Source organism: Nitrospirota bacterium (assembly GCA_016194305.1).
Taxonomy (GTDB): domain Bacteria; phylum Nitrospirota; class Nitrospiria; order JACQBW01; family JACQBW01; genus JACQBW01.
Window position 1 is genome coordinate 91,506 of the sequence record JACQBW010000001.1, and the last position, 17,421, is coordinate 108,926.

Below are 17,421 nucleotides of genomic sequence, written 5' to 3' on the forward strand. Positions count from 1 at the left end.
TGTCAGTTCAGGGTAATCGGAATATAGTTCGGACCGACCAAATCCGAAGGGGGAGGCTGGGGAAGTTTCTGCCCGGTAAGCCAGGCATAGGTAATCTTAAGCCCCTCTCTTAGTGCTCTCGGTTTGTATCCTAATTCCCGTTTCGCCTTTTCAGAAGAGTAAGCCCAATGAGAAGCATAGATCTTTGCAAAACTTCTGGGATATTCCGGTTCCCAACCCTGCATCTTCGCCTTCCATTCGTCCCACAGGCCGAATGTCCATAGAACCGGCAACGATATCCTGGGGATTTTTCGATTCATTTTGAATTCGTCGTTCATGATGGCAATGAACTGATTCATCGTGATATTTTCTCCTCCAAGGATATATTTCTCGCCGACCTTTCCCTTGTCCATCGCCAGAAAATGTCCCGTGACGACATCTTCAATATAGACTCCGTTCCCCTTCTTATCTCCCTTTCCGGGTATGCCTTTCAGGTTCCCTTCGATAAATTGTTTGATGAAACGGTTCGACAGGGAGCCTGGATAATTAATAGAAGGTCCATATACCAGTGAAGGGGAGGCGATCACGCCGGGAAGGCCCTGTTCCACATTTTCGTAAAATTCCTTCTCGGCCAAATATTTCGTCCGCTCGTAATCGTTGACAAATACCTGAACTCGTTGATGGGTCTCGTCTAAATCTTCTCCCCCGGAGGGGCCGATCGCCATGACCGTTGACGTATAAACCAGCTTATCAACTTGAAGTTCCCGGGCAATTTCAAACAGGTTCCGGCTTGCGCTCACATTGGTTCGATCAAACAATTGCGGATCGGCATGCCATCTTTTCACCAGGGCTGCAATATGGTAGACCCGTTGACACCCTTTCATCGCGTCCCGAACACTTTCAGGATCTTCAAGATCGCCATAAAAAAGCTGGACATTTCGGTGGGCGAGTCCCTTGATATTGCCAGTTTTTCGCACCAGGGCGTGCACTTTTCCACCGGCGTTGGCGAGCCGGCGAATCACCTGTTTTCCGATATAGCCGGTACCACCGGTCACAAATGTCGGCATCTTTTCTCCCAGGCTGTTGATACAGATTTATCTGCAGCGTTCTCGCCTTTCGGCTTCGTCAACGTACACCACAAAGTACGCCTCCATCGCCTCAAGGCTGCGGCCTTGCATCTAAACCCGTCTGAACCGCCTCCAATTAATCGGTGAAAGGACTGGGGTTTCATGAACAAAGACTCGGCGAAATTCAGCTATGCCACATCTCATTGTTCAATAGAGATGAACATGAATTTCGGCGCCATTGGAGAGAATGGAATCCCGGTCAACTTGCCCCGCTGCCCCCAGTCCCCTTGTCTCAGAAAAAAAAGGCAGAGAAATATTCTCTGCCAGAAGTTCATCTTAATATCCACGCCTGCATCTCAGCTATCGACGAGTTCTTTGAGTTCTTTTCCTGCCTTAAAGAAGGGAACATTCTTCGCGCTGACGCTGACGAGTTCCCCGGTCTTGGGATTCCGTCCTTCCCGATTCTTCCGTTTTCGCAACCGGAAACTTCCAAATCCCCGGATTTCGATCTTATCTCCGTTGGCGAGTGAACTCTTGATACTGTCAAAAATCGCATTGATAATAATTTCAGTTTGCCTTTTCGTATACCCCTTGAGCTGTTCAGAGACTTTTTCAATCAGCTGCGCTTTGGTCATGGACGGACTCCTCCCTTTATTATCCTGGCATCCACAAATAGTTTAACCCTGGCATTCCCTTCGGACTCAGATTCATCAACCTCGTCGTTCCTAAAAATTCACTTTTTAAGAGATCGGAAAATGAAAATCTTTTCTTGGTTTCTATGATTTTAGGCTCCCCTTTGATGCCCACCATCTTACCGGCCACATGGACGGCGTCTTCAAAATCTCCCAATTCATCCACCAATTTATTCTCCAGTGCCTGGCGTCCGGTAAACACCCTGCCGTCGGCCAGAAGGCGGACTTCGTCAATCTTCATTCCGCGACCTGTTGCCACCGCGTCTATAAACTGGCGATGGACGTCATCCATCACGAATTGCAGGTAATCCCGTTCCTCTTTGGTCATTGTCCTGAAGGGGGACCCTACATCTTTTCTCAGTCCGCTTTTAATCACGACGCTTTCAACACCCACTTTTTTGAAAAGACCCTCGACATTCATCAGCTCCATGATGACACCGATGCTTCCGGTTAACGTGCCGGGATTCGCCACGATCCGATCCGATGCGCTGGCGATATAATATCCGCCCGATGCCGCCAAAGTCCCCATGGAGATGACAATTTTCTTTCCGGTCTCTTTTCTGATCTTCTGGATCTCTTCATAGATCTCCTGAGACGGAACGACCGCCCCGCCCGGACTATTGATCCGGATCAATATCGCCTTCACGGAAGCATTCTCTTTGTATTTCTTCAGTTCATCGAGCGTATCCGTTGCGTCGAGAATAACGCCTTCAACCCGAACAACGGCAATCCGTTCGCCTGTGGCAGGTCCACCTCCTTCGCTGAATCGGGTGAGCCAGTAGATCACAGCAAAGAAGACAAAACCGAACAGGATAAATAAAACAAAACCTTTTAGAAAAGGACGCTCGCTCATATTTTGAATGATCCGGACGATCAGCCAGAGACATTCGGTCTCTGGCTGACTCTGTCAGGAATTTCTCATTACTCCTGTTCTTTTTTCCTGTTTAACTCGCTTCCCAGCGTTCTTTTTTCTTCGCTCTGGGAACTCATATAGCTACGGTAATCGGTATTTTCAACATCTCGTTTCAACTCCTTGATGCTTAAACCGATTTTCCGGTCCGCGGAATCGATCTTAAGCACCTTGGCGTTCACTTCGGCTCCCGGTTTGTAGACCTCTTCAATCTTCTGACCGGTTGCCAGACCCAGTTCGCTGACATGGATGAGGCCTTCAACCTCTTCAGCCAGTTCCACGAACACGCCAAACTCCGTGATTTTGGATATTTTTCCGACCACGGGAGCGCCAGCCTTAAACTTCTCCGGAATCTCCTTCTCCCAGGGATCGGCAGTCAGCTGTTTGTACCCCAGCGACAGGCGTTCCTTTTCACGATCAATCTTGATCACGACGGCATCCACCTTCTGTCCCTTCTTGAAAATTTCAGAGGGATGTTTGATATGCTTCGTCCAGGAAAGATCGGAGATATGAATCAGACCGTCAATGCCATCACTGATTCCGACAAATACGCCGAAATCCGTAATGCTCCGGACTTTGCCTTCGACCCGCGTCCCGGGCTGATATTTCTTTTCAATAACATCCCAGGGATTCTGTTCGATCTGCTTCATTCCCAGAGATATTTTTCTCCCCTTCTTGTCGAGGCTTAAGACCACCGCTTCAATTCGATCTCCCACCGCAACCAGCTTGGAAGGATGTCTGATTTCATGCGACCAGGTCATTTCGGAAATGTGGACCAAACCTTCAATACCCGACTCCAGTTCGACAAACGCGCCATAGTCGGTTAAGCTGGCCACCTTGCCCTTGATCCGGGTGCCCACCGCATATTTATTTTCCACTTCGGTCCACGGATCAGGACTCTTCTGCTTGTATCCGAGTGAAACACGACCCGTCTCCTTATCATATTTCAGAATCATGACCTCGATCTTGTCTCCGACCATGAAGAGTTCGGAGGGGTGATTGACCCGCCCCCAGGACATATCCGTAATATGAAGAAGACCGTCGATTCCGCCGAGATCGATAAACGCCCCGTATTCGGTGATATTTTTGACAATACCGGGAACGACCATTCCTTCGGTCAGATTCGAAAGGGTCGACTGGCGCTTCTTGTCGCGCGTCTCTTCCAGAAGAACGCGGCGGGAGACGACAATATTTCCCCGCTTCTGATTCATCTTGATGATTTTCATCGGAAAACTTTTTCCGACCAGCTGGTCGAGATCCCGAATCGGTCTCAGGTCAATCTGTGAACCCGGAAGAAAGGCCTTGATTCCGATATCGACAATCATTCCGCCCTTGATTCGGGAAATGATTTTTCCGTCGATAATATCGCCCCGTTCATTGGCCTTTTCAAGATCCTTCCAGACTTTCATCTTGTCCGCTTTTTCTTTGGAGAGGAGAATATTTCCTTCTGAATCTTCTCTCTGCTCAAGATAAACGAGGATCAGATCTTTCACTTTAATTTTTTCCAGATCTTCCTTGGTAAACTCCGTACCGGGAATTCTCCCTTCGGATTTGTATCCGATGTCAACCAGAACCCCCTCACGGTCGACCGAAAGGACAACCCCTTCGACGATACTTCCCTCTTCCAGGTTCTTGAATGACTCCGCATAGAGCGCTTCCATCTCCATATCCATGGGGTCATCCAGCCGGGTTTCTCCATCTTCATGAATTCTTCTTGATATTTTCGATTGTGTCAGTACCTGTTCTTTTGTCATAAAACCACGACTCCTCTTCTTTGAATTCCTTTATTTATTGAACTTTTAAATTCTGAATCTTTTCCATGACCCGCCGGCTGATTTCCTGATAGAGTTCCTTCCCTTCGAATTTCTTCATCAAGTCGCTAAAATCGATCGGTTCTCCGTAGGTGACGCCGACCGGATGAATCTTTAACTTTCTGGAATGGGAGGGCAATATCCGGTTACTCCCTGAAATGTAAGTCGGAATGATCCGGGCTCCCGAGAGAGCGACCATCATTCCGATGCCGAGCTTCGGGTCCTTCATCACGCCGTCTTTGGAACGGGTTCCCTCCGGAAAAACCACGACCAGATTTCCGCGGTCGATCTGTTCGAAAATCCTTTTAAAAGATTCTCTCGGAACGCCGTGGCGCCTGATGGGAATTCCTCCCAGATAAGTCCAGAGCGCCCGGACAAACGATTTCTTAAACATTTCCGCTTTGGCCACATACCGCAACCGTCTTCGGAGGCCGATGCCAATCAATAGAATATCGGCGTAACTCGCATGATTTGACGCCAGGATCGCACCCCCTTTTCGAGGGATATGTTCAAGACCGGTTATTTTTAATTTGAAAAACAGTTTAAAAATAACCAGAAAAATGAGCTGAAGAATCCGGTAGAGAATCATAGTCTAATAAACCCCGAATCGTCAAGAAATCTGCCGATTGACCTCTGCCAGCATTTTCTCCACGACGACTTCCAGGGAATCACCCGAAGTGTCGAGATAGACCGAATCCGGAGCGGCCTGCATCGGTGAAATCGCCCGGTCCCTGTCCTGTTGATCCCTTTGGCTCATTTCCCGAATCGTCTCCGCCAGCTCACTCTTAAACCCCCTGTTGACCAATTCTTCATAGCGCCTCTTTCCGCGAACCTCGATCGAGGCATCCATAAAAAACTTAACCGGAGCATCCGGAAGGATTTGCGTTCCGATATCTCTTCCGACCAGAATCACTCCAGCCTCTTTCCCCACCTCCCTTTGAAGTTGAATTAAACTTTCTCTTACTGCCTTGTATTTGGATATGAGCGAAGAAACCTTGCTTAATTCCGGTGTTTTCAACTCCTCCGTCACATCCACGCCTTCGATCCGAATCCGATACCGATGATCGCTCTCTTCCAGCCGGACGGGTTTCAAACGGCAAAGCCGGCTGACCTCGTCTTCCTTGAGAGGATCGATTTTTTCTTTCATCACTTTCCATGCAAGCGCCCGATACAAAAGTCCCGTATCGAGATACCGGTATCCCAGCCTTTTAGCCAGGAGCTTCGCCGCAGTCGTTTTTCCCGAAGCCGACGGGCCGTCGATCGCAATGGCAATTTTTTTATCCAAATATCTTCCTCTAATGACCTGATACGGATTTCAGTATTTTTTCGAAACCGGGAAAGGAGGTGTTGATACATTCGGTCCCTTCAATCACGCTCTCCCCTTCCGAGGCAAGAGCCGCAATCGCCATGGACATCGCAACGCGATGATCTCCTTCACTCACGAATTGATTCCCCCGATATTCCGCTTTTCCGCTGATCACAATTCCGTCAGGCAGTTCTTCAACCTCGACCCCGAGTTTTTTCAATTCCCGCGCCATGACGCCGATTCGGTCGCTCTCCTTGACCCTTAGTTCTTTGGCTCCTGTAATCCGGCTATTCCCCTCGGCAAAAGAAACGGCCACAAACAAGACCGGAAGTTCGTCGATCATCGCGGGAATTTCTTTTTCATCCAAATCAATGCCTTGAAGGCGGTCAGCGGATTGCACATAAAGATCGGCGACCGGTTCTCCGCCCCATTCTCTCCGGTTCTCAATCTTTATTTTCGCTCCCATTCGAATCAGAGCGTCCAGAAGACCGGTCCGGGTCGGATTAATTCCGACATCGCGAATCACGAGCGTGCTGTTTTTAACCAATATCGCCGCGACGATAAAAAAGGCCGCGGAAGAAAAATCTCCAGGAACCTCGATCTCGGCCCCAATGAGTTCCGATTTTTGAATCGAGGCTTTGCACGGAGCAGTTTGGATGTCAGCACCAAAAATCTTGAGCATTCTTTCTGTATGGTCGCGCGACATCATCGGCTCTTCGATCCGGGTCATCCCTTCGGCACTGAGGCCGGCCAAAAGAATAGCCGACTTGACCTGTGCGCTTGCCATCGGAAGCCGGTATTGGATTCCTCTCAAATTCTTTTTGCCTGAAATCGCGATCGGGGCAAATCGATTATTTTTCCGTCCGTGAATTTCGCCTCCCATCTGGGTCAGCGGTTCGATGACGCGACCCATGGGTCTTCTTCGAAGGGAATCATCTCCATCAAGGACGGAGAAAAACGGGAGGCCCGAAAGGAGTCCCGTCAGAAGGCGAATACTCGTCCCTGAATTTCCCATATCGAGAACTCTTTCAGGTTCACTTAAACCGTTCATTCCTTCTCCCTGGAGGATGAGCCGATTCTCCTTCGTTTCACTCTTGCGTCCCATGGATTCCATCGCCCGAAGGGTGCATAGACAATCCTCGGAAGGGAGATACCCTTTAATCTCCGTTTTTCCTTTGGCCATACCACCGAATAGAATCGCGCGATGGGTAATCGATTTATCTCCCGGAACCCTGATTTCTCCCTTCAAGGAGGAACTTTTTTTGATGCTCAGACTGGTCACGTCAGTTCAGGCTTTCCTTCAGTTTTTTTGACTTTTCAAATTCGTTCAGAAGCCCTGATCCGTTGTTTTCCTGAATATCCTTTTTGAGGCGCCCGAGAACGGCTTCAAATTTGGCGATCTGATCGAGAACGATCTCCCGGTTGGCGATAAAAATGTCCTTCCACATTTCCGGGGAACTTGCGCCAATCCGGGTGAAATCACGAAAACCTCCCCCCGAATAGGACACCAGTTTCGGTTCCCCTTTTGAGGCCTCTAACACGGTGTTGACCAGGGCATAAGCAACCAGATGAGGCAGGTGGCTTACCATTCCCAGAATCTCATCATGTTCCTTCGAATTCAGGATCGAGACCACAGCCCCGGTCTCCTCCCAGAGTTCTTTTATCTTCTTCAGCGCCAGGGGATCCGTTGAAGCGGTTGGAGTCAAGATACACCGTGCTCCTTTGAAAAGATCCGGAATCGCCGCTTCCACACTCGATTTTTCTCTCCCGGCAACCGGATGTCCCGGGACAAACTTAAAGCTACCAAGAATCGACTCGAGCTCTTCAATGACTTTCCCTTTCACGCTTCCCACATCCGTGACAATGGTTTCAGGTGAAAGAAACGGCAGCATTTTCTTGACCATTTCCCGGTAACTTCCAAGGGGGGTTGCCAAAACAACCAGATCGGCATCGGCGACGACCTTCTCAAGGTTTAAATCGTAGCTCTCGATCACCCCGAGGGAAACCGCCTTGCGGAGATTCGCTTCCTTTCTCCCATAACCGGCCACGGTTCCAACCAATCCCTTTTTTCGACAATCGATTGCGAGTGAACCTCCGATCAGCCCGACCCCCAGAAGGGCCATTTTTTTAAAGAAGACCTTTTTCATTCAGGTCTAAATAGTCCTTCCGACAGCGGGTGCAATTTTTCTCAGTTCATCCATCATCTGTTTAAATTTAACCGGCTTGAGCGATTCTTCTCCGTCCGACAGCGCATTTTCGGGATTCATGTGAACTTCAATCATCAATCCGTCAGCACCTACCGCCACAGCCGCTCTCGCCATGGGGGCCACATACTCCCAGTTTCCGGTCCCGTGCGAAGGGTCGACAATAATCGGAAGATGACTTAATTTCTTAATCACCGGGACAGCCGAGAGATCGAGCGTGTTTCGGGTCGAAGGCTCAAAGGTCCGGATCCCTCTTTCGCAGAGGATCACCTGATGATTTCCGCGGGACATGATATATTCTGCCGCCATCAAGAATTCCTTGATGGTCGCGGAGAGGCCTCTCTTGAGCAGAACCGGTTTCCGCGTTTTGCCCACCTCCTGGAGGAGTCTGAAATTTTGCATGTTCCGGGTCCCGACCTGAAGTATGTCCGAATATTTGGCCACCAGTCCCACTTCTGTGGTATCCATGACCTCGGTGACAATCAAAAGTCCGGTTTTCCGTTTCGCCTCGGCCAGGTACATCAATCCTTCCTCTCCCAGTCCCTGGAAGGTATAAGGTGACGTTCTCGGTTTAAATGCGCCTCCTCTTAAAATATGGACTCCCGCGTCTTTGACGGCCTGGGCAACGTGCATCAGTATTTCAACACTTTCAACAGCGCAGGGTCCTGCCATCACCTGAATATGTTTGTCACCGATCTTTACCCCGTTTTCGAATTCAATCACCGTATCCTCTTGCTTGAATTCGCGGCTCACCAGTTTGTAGGGAGAAAGAATCGGCATCACCTGCTCCACGCCTGGAAAAATAGAAAGCGGAAGGTTCGAAAGAAGACGGTCATCGCCGATGGCTCCGACAATCGTTCTCTCCTTTCCTCGGGAGACATGGGCACTTAATCCGTGTTCCTTGAGCTTCTCGGTGATATGATCGATTTCGGCCTGCGTCACGTTTGGTTTTAAGACAATAATCATCAGCGGATTCCCCTCACTTTAATTTCAGATATTGTTTGAGCTTCTTTTTAAATAATTGATTTTCCCTGGGCTTCCCGATAGTCACTCTCATCAGGTCTCCCTGAATATGCCGGATGATGATCCCCTCCTTCAGCATCCACTGAAAGAGTTCCTTTCCCCGATCGATTTCAAAGAAAATAAAATTCGCCTCCGTTGGAATGTAATGAATGTTCAATTCCTTGAAACACTGGTAAAGATATTTTTTTCCCTCCTGATTGGTCTGGCGGCTCGCCTTCAAGTGGGCAACGTCCCCCATGGCTGCGAGCGCCCCTTTTTGACCCAGAATATTCGTATTAAAGGGCTGTCTGACCTTGTTCAGGATTTCGATCATCGCTTCGGAGGCAACACCATAACCGATTCTCAAACCGGCCAGGCCGTACAATTTTGAAAATGTCCTCAGGATGATCAGATTTTCATAATGCCTGATCTCTTCGATCATATTGGAATAGGTCGGATCGCTGACATACTCTTCATAGGCATGATCCAGTACGACTACCGTGTCAGACGGCACTTTTTGAATAAATTCCTTGATCTCATGAGGGTGGAGAAGCGTTCCTGTCGGATTGTTGGGATTACAAATAAAGATCATCCTCGTCCGGTCGTTGATCTTTGCCGCCATGCCGTTCAAATCATGCCTGTACCGGATGAGCGGAACGGTGACCACTTCCGCACGCGCCGCTTCACTCATGATCCGATAGAGGGAAAAGGTCAAATCAGCCATGATGACCTCGTCGTCCGGAAGAAGAAATGCGCGGGTCAAAAGTTCAATGATTTCGTTGGAACCATTTGCCAGGGCGATCTGGTCCGGCGACACTTTCAACTGTTCCGCAAGCTTTTGAGTCAGATCATAGCCATTGCCATCGGGATAGCGAAAAATCGTTTTTTTAAAACGATCGATGGCTTTCAGAGCCAGGGGAGAGGGTCCCAAAGGATTTTCATTGGAAGCCAGTTTGACGATTCCGCTGATTCCCATTTCCCGTTCCAGCTCTTCAATCGGCTTACCCGCTTTATAAGGGGCGATTTTTCGAATTTTTTCTGAAATTCTCATCGTTAATTTCCCACCGGATAGGACCCCAACACTTTAAAAAAGAGACATTGGTCCTGCAGCCCCAAGAGGGCTTTCTTGACCTTTGGATCTTCCTCATGTCCTTCGAGATCGACGTAGAAGAAATATTCCCACGGTTTCTTTTTTGAAGGCCGGGACTCTATTTTGGTCAGGTTTATTTTCGACGCGGCAAAGGGCTGTAAAATCTGGTAAAGCGCGCCGGTCTTGTCCTTGATTGAAAAGAGGATGGACGTCTTATCCCGGCCGGTCCGATGGATCGGTTTTCGGGAGACGATTAAAAATCGCGTGGTATTTTGCACCTGGTCCTCGATACGCCTGGCGAGGATATGGAGTCCATAAAGTTTTGCCGCTAACTCGCTGGTAATCGCACCGGCATTCGGATCCGTAAGACAAATTTCAGCCGCCCTGGCGGTACTTTCGACCTCGATAATCTGAACATGCGGAAGGTTCTTCTCAATCCACCTCTGGCACTGCATGATCGGCTGGGGATGGGAATAGATTTTCTTCAGATGTTCAATGTGGGTCGATTCCGAAACCAGGAAATTATGAACATCCAGATAGAGTTCACCGGTAATTCTCAAGGTCGTATCGACAAAATTGTCGAGTGTCCGGGTCACGGTCCCGTCGGTCGAATTTTCAATCGGAACAACCCCATAATCGACCCGCCCCTGTTCGACCTCCTGAAAGACCTCTTTAATTTGTCCGACCGGAATAAGCTGGGCCGAGGTACCATATTTTTGAAGTGAAGCGAGATGGGAAAAGGTCGCCTTCGGACCAAGGTAGGCAACTTTCAACTCCCCTTCGAGCGACAGGGAGGCTGACATAATTTCACGGAAAATGGTTCGAATCGATTCGGCGGAAAAAGGGCCTTGATTGTTCCGCTCGACTCTCAGAAGGATATCACGTTCCCGGATGGGAGAATGAAGTTCGAGATTCTCTTTTTGTTTTATTTTTCCGATTTCAAGGACAATTTTTGCCCTTTTGTTGAGAAGGGCGAGAATTTTGTCATCAATCTCATCAATTTTTTTTCGGAATTCGGGCAGATTCCCCATAGAAGGGAAAGCACCTCTGTTTCTTTAGATTTAACCTTGCGACAGACCGATCGCGGGGGTTATGAAGTGTTATAATATAAGGTATTTCAATCAGTTTTGCAATCTTTTTCGTTCAATGCAAACCCTGATTCGGAGAATCGAAAGTCGGTTGGAGGGTGGGCCGGAATCGCGTCGTCATTTTTTTTTGAATACCAGGAGTTCTAGCCGGCTAACCCCTTTGATGAAAGAATTCCTGTATTTCATCTCCATTTCTCTTGCAAGGACATTCGCCGCTTCATCCCATTTTGGAACATCTGGAAACTTAAGAATGGCATTAAAAACCCGGGTGAGTAAAAAATAAAGGCTAAAATCCCGTGAAGATTCCAATTCAAAATAGGGGGAAATAAATTCTAATAATTCATCTTTCCTGAAAAACCGGTTATGCCACAAGACATCGATAGAAGAAAGATTGAAGGCGTTTCTCATTTCATTTATCTTCTCTGTCCCATCCACAAATCCTTCCAGCATGATATATCTGCCATCTTCTTCCAGTAACGCATGAATTCTACTTATGACGTCTTTCTGGTCTTCAAAACTTTCCAAATTAATCAGGGATCGTTGCGTGATCACTTTCGTGAATTTTTCATTAAAAATATCGAAAGTGATATTTCGCATATCCATCTGAAAACAGATGATATGACTGTTTTTCTCTCTTAACTTCTCCAATCGGGTATTTGAAAAATCAACGCCAATTAACCGTTCCACGTTCCGGTAATACCTAACGGTCCCTTCTCCTTCTCCGCATCCCAGATCAAGGAGTCTATCATTCTCCTTCAAAAGCTCCAGAATTGAGTTGATTTCTATTTCAAGCAGGTTTTTGTCATACATCGAAACGACAGCAGGATCGTCCCAATGTTCAATGATTTCTTTTTTTCCCAAATGTGAGCCCAATAACGAAGTTCTTGTTGAACGGACGATCGCGTTACATCCCGCTGCTTTCAGATCTACCAGGTCGCAACGAGAGCGATTGAAATAGAAAGACGAACTTTAGGCCAAGACATTTCTTATAGAAGAAATCGAAAACCAGATAGATATTTGTTTTTGGTAACAGGATAGGTCCACCTGACCTCTGCCAGAGTGGGTGGCGTGGAGATATAATTGAAAATGGGGTTTTGAATTGGAAAAGCAATCTTTAACACTTCTGAACGTTTGAGAGGAAATGGGGTCTCGATGCAGGCCCCCCGACTACTCATATCTTTAACTTCCACTTCGCGTCCGGCGGTCCGTCTCTGATCGAGAGCATCTGCCGTCCGGTAACAAATTCCCGTAAGGTTAACCGCAAATCTTGCGCCGCGCCGTTCTTCCCGGGATTGTTCCTGAGGAGAAATTATCTTCTTTTTTCTTGCCAGTAACATCTTCGTCGTATTTTCTCCATTCTTGTGCATGATTGAAATGCAAAATTTGTGCAACAAGAGGGACTGACTTGGAGAATGTTTTATTACGACTTTAAATTCAATGAGTTATGAAATCTATACCGACTGGGGGTTTTCGTCGGTGGACATAAACTCTGACAGGATTTGGGTTTTTTGTCATATGCCAATTTGGCATATTGCCAGCAATAAGGCAAATGGGACACTTTTTCATTTAAGTCAAAATTCTCTTTTCACCACAACTATAATTGACAGGGAGAATTTTGTCGGATCTATTTTTTGAAATCCAGAGCGAGAGACTGGCAGTTTTTTTCTGTCAACCTGGTCTGGGCATGATAATTGGGATGGTCAATCACGAGAGAAATCTCGTCATTTTTTTCTGCGATCTTTTTCTCTTGGTCCGGAGTCAACTTGAAACGGATATAATGGACTGCGCTGATTTTCGATTCATTGCTGTGTCCCTCTTCAAAATTCGCATAAACCCGATCCGTCCCGATTTGGAAATAGAGGGATTTGCCGTTATCCAGCCCAATCATCTGATCCAGCTGGGGTTTGATCTTCGACTCGTCAATAATCTCGATAAACAGTGTCGCAGAGAGCTCATCCTGGTCGGGGATTAACGCGTTATAAATATCGATCTCATTTTGAATCTTCTGTTCATCATAGATATGCTCCACCCGCATCATCTCCTGGATCTGCCTTTTAACTGTTTCCCGGTTTTCAAATACCAGGGTGACGATGTCTCCCAGATGGATTCTTCTCTCGTCCTTTAACTGAATGACCTCTTTCTTCAAAGACTCACGTGCTTTTTCATATTCGGGGAGCGGCAGAATATCTTTAAGCATGAGTTTTTCCATCACTTACCCCTTTCCTTTGTACGCTTCGTTTAAAATCTGCACCGGGTGCGCCGTCTTTTGACCGCTCCCCTGCTCAATCTGGACACCTGCCAGGGGACAATCGGTCATGATCCGGTCGGGCCGGCTTTCCTGAATGATTCTAAGCAGCGGCTGGGCAATTTTCATGGAAGCTTCAAAATATTCCTTCTTGATGCCCCAGGTACCGTCATGTCCCGAACATTTTTCAATGACTTCCACTTGTGTCCCGGGAATGAGTTTCATCAAATCCCGAGATTTATATCCGATATTCTGATCCCGGAGGTGACAGGGAATTTGATAGGCAATTTTCCCCAACCCGCTTTTTTTAAAATCGAGCGAAAGGAGCCCTTCCTTATGAAGCTTCATCAAATATTCGGAAAGATCAAAACTTTTGGCAGCCACTTTCCGGGACACCTCATCCTGATAAAGGTCGGGGTACTCTTTTTTAAACATGAGACTGCAGGTCGGCATCGGAATGACAATATCGTAACCCTGGTCAACCCATTTTTCCATCTCTCGCAGATTAGCCGTTCCCTTCTTTAAGACCTGGTCAATTTCGCCGGTATCAAAAAAGGGCATGCCGCAGCACTCCTGGGGAGGAACAAGGACTTCAATGCCGTTCCTTTCCAAAACTTCAACGGAGGCCTTTCCAATCTCCGGATCATTGTAATTGACAAAACAGGTATAAAACAGGACCACCTTCTTCTTCCGGTCAGTACGACCTCTCTTTTTAAACCACGTTGAAAAAGTTTGCGACGCAAATGGCGCCAACAGGCGATTTCGATGAATGCCAAAAATTTTCTCAATCACGAGCCGGATCCACCCCTGACGGTTTCCCCAATTGACCCAAGGCGCAAATAACGAGGCAAATCGGCCCATCCGGTCGATGTCCACCAAAACGCGGTCTTTCAAGGGAAAAGGTTCTTTCCTGGCCCGCTGGATCTTGGTCTGGATCATGAGTCTCGGAAAATCGAGGTCATATTGATGCGGAGGGGTGTAGGGACAATGATTAAAACAGAGTTTGCAGTAATAACAGTCATCGACAATTTTTTGATGATCGGTCCGGGTCAGTTTCTTGACCTCTCCGTCTACCCGGTCGGTATCCAGTGCATTAAAAAGGTCCGAAAAGGAAGGGCAGAGGTTAAAACAACGCCGACAGCCATGACAGATATCGTAGATTCTCTCGGTATTGGCATGGAGCGCTGTCTCGTCCCAAAAAGTTTTTGTCGAAGGATTAAAATTCATCGTGATCTCTAATTAAAAAACAGGGAATCTTGAATGAATCAAGACTCCCTGTTTTTAGATTGTCTCCAATTTAGCTGATTGATTTTAATGCCAGCGTAAACCGTCCTGCATGAGATTTTTCCGCTCTGGCAAGCGTTTCAAACCAGTCTGCAATTTCTGAAAATCCTTCTTCGCGTGCCGCTTTGGCGAATCCCGGGTACATTTGAGTATATTCATAGGTTTCACCCGCGACCGCCGACTTGAGATTTTTCGAAGTCTCGCCGACCGGTTCTCCGGTGGCCGGATCACCGACCGGAGCCATGAAATCAAAATGTCCGAAGGCATGCCCGGTTTCTCCTTCCGCAGTGTCCCGGAAGACTCCTGCCACATCGGGATAGCCTTCAATGTCCGCCTTACGCGCAAAATAAAGATACCGGCGATTTGCCTGAGATTCACCCGCAAAAGCATGTTTCAAATTTTCTAACGTCTTGCTGCCTGTCAGATTTTTACCCATATTATTGTCTCCTTTTATTTGGATTATTATATTATGGGAGCCCATCCGGCTGAACCTAAAACGTCCTCCGATGCTCCCATGCCCTGCGCTCGGACAGGCGAAGCCTGATCCTCACTTTTCTTTGTTGTCATCCTCCTCCTATTCGACTTTCTGCTGACATTTTTTGCAAAATCCCTGAAACTCCACCCGATGAGACACAATTTTAAAATCTCTTCGTCCGGGCACCTTAAGCTGAATCTGGTCCAGTTCCGGATCGGAAAAATCTTCAATCTTTCGGCAATGGAGACAGACCAGGTGATGGTGAGGTGCCATATTGGCGTCAAACCGCGCGCTGATATCGGTCTGAATCTGCGATACTTCGCCAATCTCTTTGAGCGCTTCCAGCGTGTTATAAACGGTATTGAGAGAAATGAGAGGATATTTTTCCCGGACCTGCTGATAGAGGATATCAGCAGTCGGATGGGACTCTGTGGACGCCAGGGCTTCATAAATGGCGATCCGCTGGTTGGTCAGCTTAAGCCCCTTCTTTTGAAAACGCTTGATATATTCTCTCTCTTTTAGATCCTTCATCACGAGAAAAACCAAATAATAATAATTATTATTTGTGAATATATCTTAGGTGAAAACGATTGTCAAGCAAAAAACATGAGGAGTAAGGGAGCCAGAGCCAAGGGTTAACCCAACGCGTTGAGAGCCGACCCCGCTTTAAACCAACCGATCTGTTGGGTGGTCATACTGTGACGTGTCTCGATCTTCACCGTCCTTCCATCTTTCTTATGAATCGTCAACTCTACCGGTTTTCCGGGCGACAGTTGCGAAAGGCCCGTGACGTCTATCGAATCGGTTTGTTCGATCTGGTCATAATCACCCGGATTTGAAAAGGTCAAAGGAAGAATCCCCTGTTTTTTCAAATTCGTTTCATGAATTCTCGCAAAACTGCGCGTCAAGACCACGAGGACTCCTAAAAACCGGGGAGACATGGCGGCATGCTCACGACTGCTCCCTTCGCCGTAGTTCTCATCTCCAATTGCGATACTTCCAATTCCCTTGGCTTTATATCTCCTGGCAATCTGGGACATGGTCAGACCGTTCTCTCCGGTCAGGACATCGGTTCCCTTCCCTTTTTCGGCACTGAAGAAGGCATTGGTCGCACCGAGAAACATATTGTCGCTGATTTTGTCGAGGTGTCCCCGATATTTCAGCCAGGGACCTGCGGGTGAAATATGGTCAGTCGTAGTTTTTCCTTTGGTCTTGATCAAGATCGGAAGATTTTTAAAATCTCCCCCGTTCCATTTCGGAAAGGGCTGTAACAATTGCAGTCTCTCGCTATCGGCCGGGATATCGATTTTGACCTTGCTCCCATCCGGAGGCGGGGTGATAAATCCTTCCTCTCCTTTGGCAAATCCTTTTGCGGGAATTTGATCGGCATGCGGAGGCGAAAAAGTCACCTCTTTACCATCAGCGGTTTTGATCTTCCCTGAGACGGGATTAAAAGTCAGATCTCCTGCAAAGGCGAGCGCGGTCACAATTTCAGGAGAAGCGATGAAAGCAAGCGTTTCATTGATGCCATCCGCCCTCCCTTGAAAGTTCCGGTTATAAGAGGTGATGATAGAATTAGGTTCTCCTGCTTTCACATCGCTCCGTTTCCACTGGCCGATGCAGGGACCACAGGCATTGGCCATCACCGTGGCACCCATCTTTTCAAAATCGGCCAGGAATCCGTCTCTTTTCATGGTATGGTAGATCCTTTCTGACCCCGGTGTCACAAGAAATGCGGCTTTTGATTTCAAACCAGCGGACAACCCCTGTTTGGCGATATGATCCGCCCGGCCGATATCTTCATAAGAGGAATTGGTGCAGCTTCCAATCAATGCGGAACTCAGTTTCGCAGGATAGTTTTTCTCGAGGACTTCCGCGGCAAATTTCGAGATCGGCCTGGCGAGGTCCGGTGAATGCGGTCCTACCACATACGGTTCCAGCGTCGACAGATCAATTTCGATGACCTCATCATAGAATTTCTCCGGCGAGGCATAGACTTCCGGATCGGCCACGAGTGAATCTTTGTTGGCATCGGCGAGCTTGGCGTACTCCGCCCTTTCGGTCGCCTTCAAATATGCGGCCATACTGGCGTCGTAAGGAAAGATCGACGTGGTAGCCCCAAGTTCAGCACCCATGTTGGTGATGGTCCCTTTTCCTGTCGCGCTGATCGTTGCCGCACCCGATCCGAAATACTCCAGAATCTTGTTCGTTCCCCCTTTGGTGGTCAGAAGACCGCAGAGATAAAGGATCACATCTTTCGGTGCGGTC

The 17,421-nt window shown here is 47.8% G+C and carries 18 protein-coding genes; all 18 read right to left on the reverse strand.

What is annotated here, in order from left to right:
* Positions 1-2 precede the first annotated feature (2 nt).
* Positions 3-1,046: an NAD-dependent epimerase/dehydratase family protein gene (locus HY200_00425; protein MBI3593402.1), complete on the reverse strand. Its 1,044-nt coding sequence runs from the start codon at positions 1,044-1,046 to the stop codon at positions 3-5.
* 356 nt (positions 1,047-1,402) lie between these two features.
* On the reverse strand, positions 1,403-1,681 hold the full coding sequence (locus tag HY200_00430; protein MBI3593403.1) for an integration host factor subunit beta: 279 nt from the start codon (positions 1,679-1,681) through the stop codon (positions 1,403-1,405).
* A gap of 19 nt (positions 1,682-1,700) precedes the next feature.
* Positions 1,701-2,591, reverse strand: a complete 891-nt coding sequence (gene sppA, locus HY200_00435) for a signal peptide peptidase SppA (GenBank protein ID MBI3593404.1) — start codon at positions 2,589-2,591, stop codon at positions 1,701-1,703.
* Between the two features lie 68 nt (positions 2,592-2,659).
* Positions 2,660-4,402, reverse strand: coding sequence for a 30S ribosomal protein S1 (locus HY200_00440; GenBank protein ID MBI3593405.1), 1,743 nt, complete (start codon positions 4,400-4,402; stop codon positions 2,660-2,662).
* A 34-nt stretch (positions 4,403-4,436) separates the two neighbouring features.
* Complete coding sequence (locus HY200_00445) at positions 4,437-5,048, reverse strand: 1-acyl-sn-glycerol-3-phosphate acyltransferase (protein MBI3593406.1); 612 nt, start codon at positions 5,046-5,048, stop codon at positions 4,437-4,439.
* 21 nt (positions 5,049-5,069) lie between these two features.
* A complete protein-coding gene (cmk, locus tag HY200_00450; GenBank protein ID MBI3593407.1) occupies positions 5,070-5,744 on the reverse strand; it encodes a (d)CMP kinase in 675 nt (224 codons plus the stop codon).
* 10 nt (positions 5,745-5,754) lie between these two features.
* Complete coding sequence (gene aroA / locus HY200_00455; GenBank protein ID MBI3593408.1) at positions 5,755-7,047, reverse strand: 3-phosphoshikimate 1-carboxyvinyltransferase; 1,293 nt, start codon at positions 7,045-7,047, stop codon at positions 5,755-5,757.
* A 1-nt stretch (position 7,048) separates the two neighbouring features.
* Positions 7,049-7,912, reverse strand: a complete 864-nt coding sequence (locus HY200_00460) for a prephenate dehydrogenase/arogenate dehydrogenase family protein (protein MBI3593409.1) — start codon at positions 7,910-7,912, stop codon at positions 7,049-7,051.
* A gap of 6 nt (positions 7,913-7,918) precedes the next feature.
* Positions 7,919-8,935 carry a 3-deoxy-7-phosphoheptulonate synthase gene (aroF, locus tag HY200_00465; protein ID MBI3593410.1) on the reverse strand — a complete coding sequence of 339 codons (1,017 nt, stop codon included), beginning with the start codon at positions 8,933-8,935 and terminating at the stop codon, positions 7,919-7,921.
* A 13-nt stretch (positions 8,936-8,948) separates the two neighbouring features.
* The gene (locus HY200_00470; GenBank protein MBI3593411.1) at positions 8,949-10,022 is read right to left on the reverse strand and encodes a histidinol-phosphate transaminase; all 1,074 of its coding nucleotides are present in this window, start codon (positions 10,020-10,022) and stop codon (positions 8,949-8,951) included.
* 2 nt (positions 10,023-10,024) lie between these two features.
* Positions 10,025-11,092: a prephenate dehydratase gene (pheA, locus tag HY200_00475; GenBank protein MBI3593412.1), complete on the reverse strand. Its 1,068-nt coding sequence runs from the start codon at positions 11,090-11,092 to the stop codon at positions 10,025-10,027.
* A gap of 174 nt (positions 11,093-11,266) precedes the next feature.
* Entirely contained in the window at positions 11,267-12,010 is a 744-nt protein-coding gene (locus tag HY200_00480; GenBank protein MBI3593413.1) for a class I SAM-dependent methyltransferase, read from the reverse strand.
* 125 nt (positions 12,011-12,135) lie between these two features.
* On the reverse strand, positions 12,136-12,486 hold the full coding sequence (locus tag HY200_00485) for a PilZ domain-containing protein (protein MBI3593414.1): 351 nt from the start codon (positions 12,484-12,486) through the stop codon (positions 12,136-12,138).
* A gap of 287 nt (positions 12,487-12,773) precedes the next feature.
* Positions 12,774-13,358, reverse strand: a complete 585-nt coding sequence (locus tag HY200_00490; GenBank protein ID MBI3593415.1) for a DUF3501 family protein — start codon at positions 13,356-13,358, stop codon at positions 12,774-12,776.
* 3 nt (positions 13,359-13,361) lie between these two features.
* A complete protein-coding gene (locus HY200_00495; GenBank protein MBI3593416.1) occupies positions 13,362-14,621 on the reverse strand; it encodes an anaerobic glycerol-3-phosphate dehydrogenase subunit C in 1,260 nt (419 codons plus the stop codon).
* A 70-nt stretch (positions 14,622-14,691) separates the two neighbouring features.
* On the reverse strand, positions 14,692-15,114 hold the full coding sequence (locus HY200_00500; protein MBI3593417.1) for a rubrerythrin: 423 nt from the start codon (positions 15,112-15,114) through the stop codon (positions 14,692-14,694).
* A gap of 138 nt (positions 15,115-15,252) precedes the next feature.
* A complete protein-coding gene (locus HY200_00505) occupies positions 15,253-15,687 on the reverse strand; it encodes a transcriptional repressor (protein MBI3593418.1) in 435 nt (144 codons plus the stop codon).
* Between the two features lie 101 nt (positions 15,688-15,788).
* A partial coding sequence (locus HY200_00510; GenBank protein ID MBI3593419.1) for an aconitate hydratase occupies positions 15,789-17,421 on the reverse strand: 1,633 nt, incomplete at its 5' end.